Origin of the sequence: Massilia sp. Root418 (assembly GCF_001425265.1) — a bacterium.
In the GTDB taxonomy this organism is placed as follows: Bacteria; Pseudomonadota; Gammaproteobacteria; order Burkholderiales; family Burkholderiaceae_D; genus Rugamonas.
On the sequence record NZ_LMEC01000020.1, the window covers coordinates 333,623 to 344,962 of the forward strand.

Annotated in this window: 11 protein-coding genes and 1 tRNA gene; 7 read left to right on the forward strand and 5 right to left on the reverse strand. The window is 65.5% G+C overall.

The features are described from left to right. Positions 1-9 precede the first annotated feature (9 nt). From ASC94_RS14065 to ASC94_RS14085, 5 genes are all read left to right on the forward strand, one after another. A complete protein-coding gene (locus ASC94_RS14065) occupies positions 10-882 on the forward strand; it encodes a branched-chain amino acid ABC transporter permease (protein WP_056395686.1) in 873 nt (290 codons plus the stop codon). Then, positions 879-1,829 (forward strand): branched-chain amino acid ABC transporter permease, encoded by a 951-nt coding sequence (locus ASC94_RS14070; RefSeq protein WP_056395689.1) that lies wholly within the window; start codon positions 879-881, stop codon positions 1,827-1,829. The genes ASC94_RS14065 and ASC94_RS14070 overlap by 4 nt, the downstream gene beginning before the upstream one ends. Then, complete coding sequence (locus tag ASC94_RS14075; RefSeq protein WP_056395692.1) at positions 1,822-2,559, forward strand: ABC transporter ATP-binding protein; 738 nt, start codon at positions 1,822-1,824, stop codon at positions 2,557-2,559. The genes ASC94_RS14070 and ASC94_RS14075 overlap by 8 nt, the downstream gene beginning before the upstream one ends. Further along, positions 2,552-3,253, forward strand: a complete 702-nt coding sequence (locus ASC94_RS14080) for an ABC transporter ATP-binding protein (RefSeq protein WP_056395695.1) — start codon at positions 2,552-2,554, stop codon at positions 3,251-3,253. The genes ASC94_RS14075 and ASC94_RS14080 overlap by 8 nt, the downstream gene beginning before the upstream one ends. Before the next feature lie 67 nt (positions 3,254-3,320). Next, positions 3,321-4,265 carry a gamma-glutamyl-gamma-aminobutyrate hydrolase family protein gene (locus ASC94_RS14085; RefSeq protein ID WP_056395698.1) on the forward strand — a complete coding sequence of 315 codons (945 nt, stop codon included), beginning with the start codon at positions 3,321-3,323 and terminating at the stop codon, positions 4,263-4,265. A 159-nt stretch (positions 4,266-4,424) separates the two neighbouring features. Here ASC94_RS14085 and ASC94_RS14090 read toward each other — a convergent pair whose 3' ends face one another. Beyond that, positions 4,425-5,540 (reverse strand): YbdK family carboxylate-amine ligase, encoded by a 1,116-nt coding sequence (locus ASC94_RS14090; RefSeq protein ID WP_056395701.1) that lies wholly within the window; start codon positions 5,538-5,540, stop codon positions 4,425-4,427. Further along, a complete protein-coding gene (locus ASC94_RS14095; protein ID WP_056395704.1) occupies positions 5,541-6,728 on the reverse strand; it encodes a cation:proton antiporter in 1,188 nt (395 codons plus the stop codon). Between the two features lie 118 nt (positions 6,729-6,846). Here ASC94_RS14095 and fghA point away from each other — a divergent pair, with 118 nt between their 5' ends. Then, complete coding sequence (gene fghA, locus ASC94_RS14100) at positions 6,847-7,704, forward strand: S-formylglutathione hydrolase (RefSeq protein WP_056395707.1); 858 nt, start codon at positions 6,847-6,849, stop codon at positions 7,702-7,704. Between the two features lie 69 nt (positions 7,705-7,773). Here the strand turns inward: fghA and ASC94_RS14105 are convergent, their stop codons facing one another. From ASC94_RS14105 to ASC94_RS14115, 3 genes are all read right to left on the reverse strand, one after another. After that, positions 7,774-8,355 (reverse strand): DJ-1/PfpI family protein, encoded by a 582-nt coding sequence (locus tag ASC94_RS14105; protein WP_056395709.1) that lies wholly within the window; start codon positions 8,353-8,355, stop codon positions 7,774-7,776. Between the two features lie 79 nt (positions 8,356-8,434). Next, on the reverse strand, positions 8,435-9,391 hold the full coding sequence (locus ASC94_RS14110; protein ID WP_056395712.1) for a chemotaxis protein: 957 nt from the start codon (positions 9,389-9,391) through the stop codon (positions 8,435-8,437). Between the two features lie 134 nt (positions 9,392-9,525). Beyond that, positions 9,526-9,601 (reverse strand) — tRNA-Gly (locus tag ASC94_RS14115). Positions 9,602-9,685: 84 nt separating this feature from the next. On the opposite strand from ASC94_RS14115, the gene ASC94_RS14120 reads away from it, so the two are divergent. After that, positions 9,686-11,329, forward strand: a complete 1,644-nt coding sequence (locus ASC94_RS14120; RefSeq protein ID WP_056395714.1) for a Na+/H+ antiporter — start codon at positions 9,686-9,688, stop codon at positions 11,327-11,329. The last annotated feature ends 11 nt before the right edge of the window (positions 11,330-11,340 follow it).

Sequence of the window (11,340 nt, forward strand, 5' to 3'; positions counted from 1 at the left end):
GCCCGGCACATGACTGAACTGATACTCCAGGCCCTGTATTCCGGCCTGCTGCAAGGCGGCTCGTACGCGCTCATCGCGCTCGGCCTGGCGCTGGTGTTCGGCACCATGAAGATCATCAACCTCGCACACGGCGAGCTGGTGCTGCTGGCCGCCTACCTCGCTTACACGGTGGAGGCCAAGGCCGGTCTCGGCCCGGTGTTCGCCATCCCGCTGGCGCTGGTGCTGGTGAGCTTCGCCTCAGTGTGCGTGTACTGGATCGTCAACCGCATCAAGAAGGACCGCGAAATCAACTCGCTCATTCTCACCTATGGCATCGGCGTCATCCTCACCAACGCCATCCTGCTGATCTGGAAGGCCGACATCCGCACCACCAACTCCAGCTGGCTGCAGGAAGCCTTCGTGGTGGGGCCGCTGTACAGCATGCGCAGCGAACTGATTTTCTTCGGCGTGAGCCTGGCGCTGATGGCGGGGCTGTGGTGGTGGCTCTCGCGCAGCTGGTACGGCCGCGCGCTGCGCGCCGTGTCGAGCAACCGCGAGGCCGCCAAACTGATGGGCATCAACCCCGGCAAGGTGGAGCTGGTGTCCTTCATCGTGGCCGGCATCCTGGCCGCCTTCGCGGGCGTCGCGCTGTTCAGCTACGGTGTGATCCAGCCGTCCTACGGCAGCGCGCTCACCGTGAAGGCCTTCATCATCACCGTGCTGGCCGGTATCGGCTCCATTCCCGGCGTGCTGCTGGGCGCGGTGCTGCTGGGCGTGTGCGAGGCGCTCACCGTCACCCTGGCCAGCTCCGCGCTGCAGGAGCTGGCCGGCATGTCGCTGTTCCTGCTGGTGCTGTTCGTCATGCCCAACGGCCTGTTCGGCGCGGCAAGGAGGCGCGGATGAAGATCCACAACGGCGTGCTGTCCGCCCTGATCCTGGCCTACCTGGTGGTGCCGCTCACCCTGTCCGGCAATAACTACGTGATGAGCACCATCGTGGCCGCGCTGGTGATCGGCGGCGTGGCGCTGTCCTGGGCGCTGCTGGGCAACCTGGGCGGCATGATCAGCTTCGGCCACTCGGCCTTCTTCGGCGTGGGCGCCTACGTGTCCGCCCTGGCCACCATGCGCCTGGGTGTACCGGTGCTGCCGGCCATGCTGCTGGGCGGCCTGGGCGCCGCGGCCGCCTCCATCGCCATGCTGCCGGTGCTGCGCCTGCGCGGGCCCTACTTCGCGCTGGCCATCCTGGCCTACGCCCACATTTTCCGCATCATCGCCACCGAATGGACCTCGGTCACGCGCGGCGCGGGCGGCCTGGCCAACATTCCCGTGCTGCCCACGCTGGCCGGCTACGACTTCAGCGGCAAGGCCGGCGCCTACCTCATCATCCTCACCATCGTGGTGGCCTTCGCCTTCATCTACGCGGCCATCCGCGCCAGCCACTACGGCCTGGCCCTGCGCGCCATGCACGACAGCGAAGACGCCACGCGCGTGGTGGGCGTCAACAGCACCCTGCTGAAGGCGGCCATGCTGATGGTGTCCGCCTTCATGGCTGGGGTGGTGGGTGCCTTCAACGCGCACTACATCAACTTCCTGGAACCGGACTACGCCTTCCACGGCCTGTGGGTGACGCTGCCCATCGTGGCGGCCATCTTCGGCGGCTACCGCACCATCGTGGGGCCGATCGCGGGCGCGGTGTTCGTGTCGCTGGCGGACCAGCTGCTGTTCAAGGAGCTGCTGCCCACCGGCCACCAGCTGGTGCTGGGCGTGCTGCTGGTGCTGATGATCGTACTGAGCCCGAACGGCTTGATGCCGCTGCTGCGCGGCTTCGGAAGGAAACGCAACCATGCCTGATTCCGTACTTGAGCTGGAGCAGCTCTCGGTGCGCTTCGGCGGCCTCACGGCCGTCAACGCCGTCTCGCTCAGGGTCGGCAGCAGCGACGTGATCGGGCTGGTGGGACCGAACGGCGCCGGCAAGACCACGCTGTTCAACGCCATCTCCGGCCTGGTCAGGCCCGCCGGCGGCGCCATCCGCTTTGCCGGCCGCGACGTGGTGCGCGCCCCCATGTACCAGCGCGCCCGCCTCGGCATCGGCCGCACCTTCCAGATTCCGCAACCGATGCACGAGCTGACGGTGCGCGAAAACCTGGTGGTGGCGCAGCGCTTCGGCACCGGCAAGGTGGACACGGCGCGCATCGACGAGATCCTGGACTTCACCAGCCTGGCCGGAAAGGCGCGGCGCGACGCCGCCACCAGCCTGTCGCTGACCGAGCTGAAAGCCCTGGAAGTGGCCAAGGCGCTGGCCACCAACCCCAAGCTGCTGCTGCTGGACGAAGTGCTGGCCGGACTGGAGACCAGCGGCAAGCGGCGCTTCATGGGCATGCTCAAGGAGATGCATCAGCGCTTCGGCGTAGGCATCGTCATCATCGAGCACGACATCGAAACCATCAGCAGCCTGTGTCCGCGCGTGGCGGTGCTCAATTTCGGGGAACTGATCGCGGACGGCACGCCGGACGAGGTGTTCCGCGACCCGGCAGTCATCAAGAGCTACACCGGCAGCGGGCCTGGAGAAAAACATGCTTGAACTGAGCAATGTACGCGCCGGCTACGGCGCCATCAACGTGCTGTGGGACGTCTCACTGGCGATGCAGCCGGGCCGCCTGACCACCATCATCGGCCCCAATGGCGCCGGCAAGACCACGCTGCTGCGCGCCATCATGGGCATGGTGCCGCTGAAAGGCGGCGAGATCACGCTGCACGGCAAGCGCCTGGATGGCACGCCCACCTGGGACATGGCCGACCGCGGCCTGGCCATGGTGCCCGAGGGCCGCATGGTGTTCCGCGACATGAACGTGGAGGAAAACCTGGTCATGGGCGCCTTCAACAAGGCGCACCGCGCCCACGTGAAGACCCGGCTGGAAGCGGCCTACGACATGTTCCCCCGCCTGCGCGAACGGCGCACGCAGCTGGCCGGCTCACTGTCCGGCGGCGAAGCGCAGATGCTGGCGATGGCGCGCGGCCTGATGTCGGCCCCCAAGCTACTGATCGTGGACGAACCATCGCTTGGCCTGGCGCCGCTGGTGGTGCATGAGCTGTTCCAGATCCTGGCGCGGCTCAAGGCCGAAGGCCGCACCATCATCCTGGTTGAGCAGAACACCGAACGCGCCATCGCCGTGGCGGACCACGTCTACCTGCTCCAGGGCGGCAAGATCGCGCTGTCCCAGCCCGCCGCCGACGTGAGCCTGGCGCAATTGCACGACCTGTACTTCAACCACTGAGCCCTAACCGGGCGACCGGAAATTGCCTCGTATGGTAAAAATACCTATGCGATAAACGGGAGCAGGAATGAGTACGGGAGATCACGATCAACGACGGCACGACCGCCGCCACGGCGACAGGATAGGAACACCTCGCTACCTCGATCCGGGCGACACAGTCTTCAGCCTGTGGGGCCGCATCATCATGGCGCGCTACCGGCGCATCGCGGCAGCGGCCACACGGCACATCATCCAGCGCCCGCTCCACATCGGGATCTCGGCCCGCATCTTCCACCCCGAGGAAGGCGCCAAGGGGCTGCGCAGCAAGAACCTGCAATACCTGGAAGAGTCCATCGCGCAGTGGGTCATGTCGCGCGACGTGCTGGTGTTCATGATCCCCACCGTGAACACGGAAGGCCTGCTGCACCCCTCCAACATCCGCCTGCGCGACTACGCGCGCCACCTGGACGGCCTGGTGCTGCAGGGCGGCGCGGACGTCTCGCCGCAGAGCTACGCGGAAACGCCCACGCGCCCCGAATGGAGCGGCGACCGCGCGCGCGACATGTATGAGCTGGAGCTGCTGCACGAATTCGTGGAGGCCGGCAAGCCGGTGCTGGGCATCTGCCGCGGCTGCCAGCTCATCAACGTGGCCTTCGGCGGCTCGCTGTACCAGGACATCGCTTCCGACGTGCCGGACGCGATGGCCCACGTACATGATGACTACGACCGCCATCGCCACGAGATCGTGTTCCCGGAAGGCGCCTCGCTGGGCCGCATGCTGAAGATGCACAGCGGCCAGGCGCTGGTGAACTCCATCCACCACCAGGCAGTGAAAAACCTGGGGCGCGACATGACGGTGGAGGCACGCTCGGTCCCGGACGGCATGGTGGAAGCCATCCGCTACACCAAGGCCCCCTTCGTCATGGGCCTGCAGTGGCACCCCGAATTCCACCGCGCCGGCGGCGTGGAGCTGCTGGACTGCACGCCCATCCTGGACAACTTCCTGCGCGTGGCGCGCGAGACGCGCTTCTGAATCGCTGGCGCCAGCGGCGGCGCGGCAACGGCGGGTTACGCTTCGCTAACCCGCCCTACACGAGCCTTCCGCGCCGGCAACCGTAGGGCGGGTTAGGCCACGCCGTAACCCGCCGCGCGCCGCCTATACCTCAAACCGCGCCGCGCCCCTGCCCCAAGCTTACCCCCTGAACCGGTTCACCGCCGCGTCCACCACGCCCTCCACGCTGCCGCTTTCGCGGAACTGGTCGCGCAGGTACTGGGCGTCGCTGCCGGTGTGGGTCACTTGCGTCAGGTGCGCCAGGCCGGCGCTGCCGCCCAGTGCTTCCGCGTGCGGCTCCATCTTGCGCAACGTGGTCAGGATGTCCTCACGCAGCGACAGGCTCTCGTATGTCTTTGGATGCACGATGGTGCCGTCCAGCCCGAAGCGGCACGCCTGGAAGCGGTTGTAGTTGTAGACCAGGTAGTCGTCCTCCTCAGGCGCGGCTTCGTGCCGCTCCAGCAGGTAGCGGCAAAGCGCCTGCAGGTACACCGCCAGCGCGGCCGCGCGCTCCACCGTCAGCGGCGTGTCGCACACGCGCAGCTCGATGGTGCCGTACTCCGGCTTGGGCCGGATGTCCCAGTAGAAGTCCTTCATGCTCTTGATAACGCCGGTGTGCTCCATCTTGGCGAAATAGCCGTGCTCGAAGTCGTGCCAGCTCAGGGTGAACGGCGCGCGGCCGCTCATCGGGAAGGCGAACACGGAGTTCAGGCGCGCGGAATTGAACAGCGTGTCGCCGCCCTGCACGAAGGGCGAGGATGCCGACAGCGCGATGAAGTGCGGCACGTAGCGGCTCAGCGAATGCAGCAGGAACAGCGCGTCATCGCCATTGGCGCAGCCGATGTGTACGTGCTGGCCGAAAATGGTGAACTGCTTGGCCAGGTAGCCGTACAGCGCCGACACTTCCTTGAAGCGCGGCTTGGAGAAGATGCGCCGCTCCGACCATTTCTGGAACGGGTGGGTGCCGCCGCCGCAGATGCCGATGTTGAGCTTCTCGCAGGCCTGCACCAGCGTGTCGCGGATCAGCTGCAACTGCGCCACCATCTCGGTGTGGTTGGTGTGCACGTCGGTGTTAATCTCGATCATGCTCTCGGTGATCTCGGGCGTGACATTGCCCGGGAAGGGTTTGCGGTTGAGCAGGTGCAGCAGGTCGGGACTGGACGCGGTCAGGTCGTAGTCCGCATGGCTGATCAGTTGCAGCTCCAGCTCCACACCCATGGTGAGCGGCTGCGAATTGTTGAACGGTTCAAGCGCCATTTATGCCTCCTCTTCTGCCGGCGTTTCATTGGCCCACTTCAGCGCGTACTGTGTGAAGATGGGGCCCAGTACTTCCATTAACAGCGTCATCGCCGCCAGCGCGGCCAGCTCGTCGACCAGCACGATGCCCATGCTCTTGGTCTGCTCCAGCAGCAGGATGACGAACACCGACATCGGCGCCAGCGCCACGCCGGTCAGCGCGCCTTTGCGCCAGGTGACGCCGCCCACGTGCGCGAATACGGCCACCGCCGAGGTCTTGACGACGAAGCGCGCCAGCAGCAACAGGATGGCCAGGCCGGCGCCGCTGACCACGCGCTCCCAGTCCAGCGTGGTGACGGCGAACACGAACAGCAGCACGGTCAGCAATTCGCCGATGGCGCCGAAATTGCGCTCGGTGCGGCTGAAGGTGATGCGGCGATGGCGCGCCATCAGGCCGAAGGTCAGGGTCGCCAGCACCGGCGACAGGTTGGCCGCGTGGGTGATGGCCACCAGCAGCACCACGGCCAGCGCGAAGGCCACCGTGCCGTCGCGCTGCACGTGGCCGAGCTGGCGCAGCAGCGCCGGCACCACCACGCCGAATACGCCGCCCAGCACGGCCGAAGCCAGCAGCTCGATGGCGCTGTGCGACACCGCCTGCCCCAGGCTGCCGGAGGTCTGGAACACCCACACGCCCACGATCACTTTGTAGACGAACACGGCCAGCACGCAGTTGATGGCCACCAGGTGCAGCACCCGCTCGGTGACCTGCCCGGAGCTGTTCTGTTCATTAATCACGCGCAGCACGCCGGCCGGCGAACTGGACATGGCCAGCGACGCCAGCAGCAGGGAAGTGAGCGGCGGCATGCCGTACATGTGGCCGATGAAATACACCACAGCGAAGGTGGCGGCCGATTCCACCAGGCCGGTGACGGCGATCCACGGATTGATCCGCAGCCACTTCAGGTTGATGCGGTAACCGAATTCGAACAGGATGAGGCCGAAGGCCACGTTGGCCAGGATGGTGACCGGGCTGGAACTGTCGCTGGTGTATAGCTCGGGGAAGGCTTGCGCCACCATGAAGCCCACCAGGCCGTACACGCTGATGCGCGGCACGCCCGTCCAGCGGTGCATGATTTCCCCGGCCAGCCAGGCCAGGGCGATTGCAAAAGGCCAGGCCAGTTCGGCCGTGATGACTACTAAATCCGGCATAAATGTTTCCTCCAATGCAAAATCAGGTGACAGTTTATTGCAATCACGTCAAATTACGTCACACTCGTGGCCGGGGTAGAATCTGCCCTACTCCCAACGCAATAGAAGAAGGAATCCCATGCTGGAACTCATCAGCGAACACGCCTGCCACGGCGGCGTGCAGCGCTTTTACAAACACGATAGCAGCGCGATCGGCCTGCCCATGCGCTTCTCAGCCTTCATCCCCCCGCACGCCGACGCTGCGCGCCTGCCGGCGCTGTTCTACCTGGCAGGGCTGACCTGCACCGAAGAGACCTTTCCCATCAAGGCCGGCGCCCAGCGCGTGGCGGCCGAACTGGGCCTGATCCTGATTGCGCCGGACACCAGCCCGCGCGGCGCCGGCGTGCCGGGCGAAACGGATGCATGGGACTTCGGCGCGGGCGCCGGTTTTTATATCGACGCGACCGAGGCGCCGTGGAGCCAGCACTATCGGATGGAAAGCTATATTCATGAACTGCGCGAACTGGTGACGGCAACGCTGCCGCTGGATGCGGCGCGCGTGGGCATATTCGGCCATTCGATGGGCGGCCACGGCGCGCTCACCCTGGCGCTGAAGCGGCCGGAGGTGTTTCGTTCCGTGTCCGCCTTCGCCCCCATCGCCGCGCCTACGCGCTGCCCGTGGGGCAAGAAGGCATTCAGCGGCTACCTGGGCCGGGACGAATCGGCCTGGCGCGCGCATGACGCCAGCGAACTGATGGCCGCCGCCAGCACGCCCTTCCCGCAGGGCATCTTGATAGACCAGGGCCTGGGCGACAAGTTCCTTGCCGAGCAGCTGTATCCGGAAGCGTTCGAGGAAGCCTGCCGCCAGGCCGCGCAGCCGCTGCAGCTGCGGCGGCACGCGGGGTATGACCATGGGTATTATTTCGTCTCAAGCTTTATCGAGGATCATTTGCGCTTCCATGCTGCGAACCTTGGCGGGTTACGCGCTGCGCGCTAACCCGCCCTACGGTGCCGGCCGTTATTCGTAGGGCGGGTTAGGCGAAGCCGTAACCCGCCGAATCCGCCGCTACAGCTTGATCTCCGTGCCCAGCCGCGCCAGGAACTGCCCCAGCCACTGCGGGTGGGCCGGCCAGGCGGGCGCGGTGACGAAGATGCCGTCCGTGACGGCGCTGTCCACCGCAATGTCCGCATATTCGGCACCGGCCAGCTTCACTTCCGGCGCGCACGCCGGGTAGCAGGAAATCTTCTTGCCCTGGATGACGCCGGCCGCCGCCAGCAGCTGCGCGCCGTGGCACACGGCGGCTATCGGCTTGGAAGCCTGCGCGAACTGCTGGATGATTTCCAGCACGCGCGGATTCAGGCGCAGGTATTCCGGCGCACGGCCGCCCGCGATGACGAGCGCATCGTAAGCGGACACTTGCACATCGTCGAAATTGGCGTTCAGGGCGAACTGGTGGCCGGGCTTCTCGGTGTAAGTCTGGTCGCCCTCGAAGTCGTGGATGGCGGTCTTGACCTTCTCGCCGCTCTTCTTGCCGGGACACACGGCATGCACCGTGTGGCCGACCATCTGCAGTGCCTGGAACGGCACCATGGTTTCGTAATCCTCAGCGAAATCGCCCGTCAACAACAGTATCTGCTTGGCTGCCACAGTCATCTCCTGGTTGGTTGGAAAAGCACCACCAGGCCATGATAACGTTAATTGACGGGCAATGTGATTACCGATGTATTTACTTATGCAGCACCTTGCGGATGGTTTCCGCCAGGTCTTCCGCCACGAACTTGGCCACGTAGGCGTCGGCGCCGACACCCTTCACGTGGTCCTCGTTGGTCTTGCCGGACAGCGAAGAGTGAATCACTACCGGGATCTTGCTGAAACGGGCGTCCTGCTTGATCAGGCGGGTCAGCGTGAAGCCGTCCATCTCGGGCATTTCCAGGTCGGTTAGCACCAGCGACACGCGGTCCTCCACCGGGATGCCCTCGGCCTTGGCGCCGTCGGCGATATGCTGCAAACGCTCCCACGCTTCCTTGCCGGACTTGGTCATCACGAACGGCGCGCCCATGGCGGTCAGGCCCTGTTCGATCAGGCTGCGCGCCACCACCGAGTCGTCCGCCGCCAGGATGATGGTGCCCGGCTTGAGCAGCAGCTTGGGACCGATGGTTTCCGGGTCCACGTCCTTGCCTTCACTCGGCACCATCTTGCGCAGGATGGTTTCCACGTCCAGCACCTGCGCCAGGCGGGTGTTGTTCACGTCGCCATCCAGGCGGGCAATACTGGTCACCATGCCGCCGGCCGTGCTGCCTTCGGCGGACAGCACCTGGCCCCAGTCGAGGCGCACGATCTCGTCCACGGACTCCACCGCGAATGCCTGGGTGGTGCGGGCGAACTCGGTCACCAGCATGATGTTCAGGCCGGTCTTCGGCGTCACGCCCACGATGCCGGGCAAGTCCATGACGGAAATGATCTGGCCGCGCAGGTTGACCACGCCCAGCATGTGGGGCGCGGATCCGGCCACCGCCGTCACTTCGGGCATGGCCACAATCTCGCGGATCTTGAAGACGTTGATGCCGTACAGCTCCGAGTGCTCGCCATTGGCGTCGGCGCCGAGACGGAACAGCAGCAGTTCAAATTTATTGGAATTGGTTAAGTTACTACGTTCGTCAATTTCTTGTTGAACTGAATTCATAAGGGTCGTCTCCATCGCAAGGCCTGCGATCAGTATAACGATATTGCCCTCTGTAACGAAACATTTTGCCCCGCCGGTGTTGCAAACCGGCCAGACGTAAAAAAAGGAACCTCACGGTTCCTTTTCTTGAATTCTGGAGCGGGAGAAGAGTCTCGAACTCTCGACCTCAACCTTGGCAAGGTTGCGCTCTACCAACTGAGCTACTCCCGCATAAGGCAAGATTATGACAGAAACGTTTCCTCTTGACCAGAGTGGCGGCCTATATAATTGCTCAGGTTAAGAAAAAGGATATGAATGGATGCAATAGAAACCGTCCTCGCCATGCTGCTGGCCGTGGTCGGCAGTGCCTATCTGGTGCGCCTGCTGCCGGTGGCCGTGCCGCTGCCGCTGATGCAGATCGCGCTGGGCTTTATCGTCGCCGCGTTCTCGCGCCACGGCATTGCCCTCGACCCCGAATTCTTCTTCCTGCTGTTCCTGCCGCCGCTGCTGTTTTTGGACGGCTGGCGCATCCCCAAGAGCGGCCTGCTGCGCGACCGCGGCGTGATCCTGCAGCTGGCGCTGGGCCTGGTGGTGTTCACCGTGCTGGGCATGGGGCTGCTGATCCACTGGATGATACCGGCCATGCCGCTGGCGGTGGCGTTCGCGCTGGCGGCCATCGTCTCGCCCACCGACCCCGTCGCCGTTTCCGCCATCGCCTCACGCACGCCGATCCCGAAGCGGCTGATGCACATCCTGGAAGGCGAGTCGCTGCTCAACGACGCCAGCGGCCTGGTTTGCTTCCGCTTTGCCGTGGCCGCGGCGCTCACCGGCAGCTTCTCGCTCACATCGGCCACCCTCACCTTCGTGTGGCTGGTGGCCGGCGGCGTTGCCATGGGCGTGGGCGTGACCATGCTGATCACCCTGGTGCAGCGCTGGCTCACGCGCCACTTCGGCGAACCGGCCGGCTCGCCCATCCTGGTCAACCTGCTGATTCCCTTCGGCGCCTACCTGCTGGCGGAGCACCTGCAGGCGTCCGGCATCCTGGCGGCGGTGGCGGCCGGGGTCACCATGAGCTACGTGGAACTAAGCGGCCACGCGCTGGCGGCCACCCGCATCCAGCGCTCGGCCGTGTGGGACACGGTGCAGTTCTCGCTGAACGGCGTGATGTTCGTGCTGCTGGGCGAGCAGCTGCCCGGCATCCTGAAAGGCGCGCGCGGATCGCTGGAGGAAGCGGGCCACGTCAACCCGTGGTGGCTGGTGCTGTATGCCGTAACCATTACCGTCGGGCTGATGGCGCTGCGCTTCGTCTGGGTGTGGACCTCGCTCAAGCTTACCCTGTACCGCAAAAGCCGCATGGGGCAGAACGCCGAACCGCCGCACTGGCGGCTGCTGCTGGCTACGTCGCTGGCCGGCGCGCGCGGCGCCATCACGCTGGCCGGCGTGATGACGCTGCCGCTGGTCATGGCGGACGGCAAACCCTTCCCCGCGCGCGACCTCACCATCTTCCTGGCCAGCGCGGTGATCCTGCTGTCGCTGCTGGCGGCCAGCATCGGGCTGCCGCGCCTGCTGAGCGGGGTGGAATTCCCGGAGGAGGCCGAGGAAAGCCAGGAGGAGGACCGCGCGCGCGAAGTGGCGGCCAATGCGGCCATCGCCGCCATCGAGAAGGCGCAGATCGAGCTGATGTCCACCAGCATGGACGCGGACCTGTACCCGCAGGCGGCCAGCCGCGTCATCGCGCTGTACAAGCACCGGCTGATGGAGCACCAGGAACCGGGACAGGAGCAGGAGCGGGCCCGCCAGTTCCGCAAGCTGGACATGGCCGAGAAGGCGCTGCGCAAGTCGGCCCTGCAGGCCGAGCGCAAAGCCATCTTCAACCTGGCGCGCCACGGCCACATCTCGGACGACATCTCGCGCAAGCTGGTGCGCGAGCTGGACCTGAGCGAAGCGCGCTTCCGCTAGCGCGCGTACCA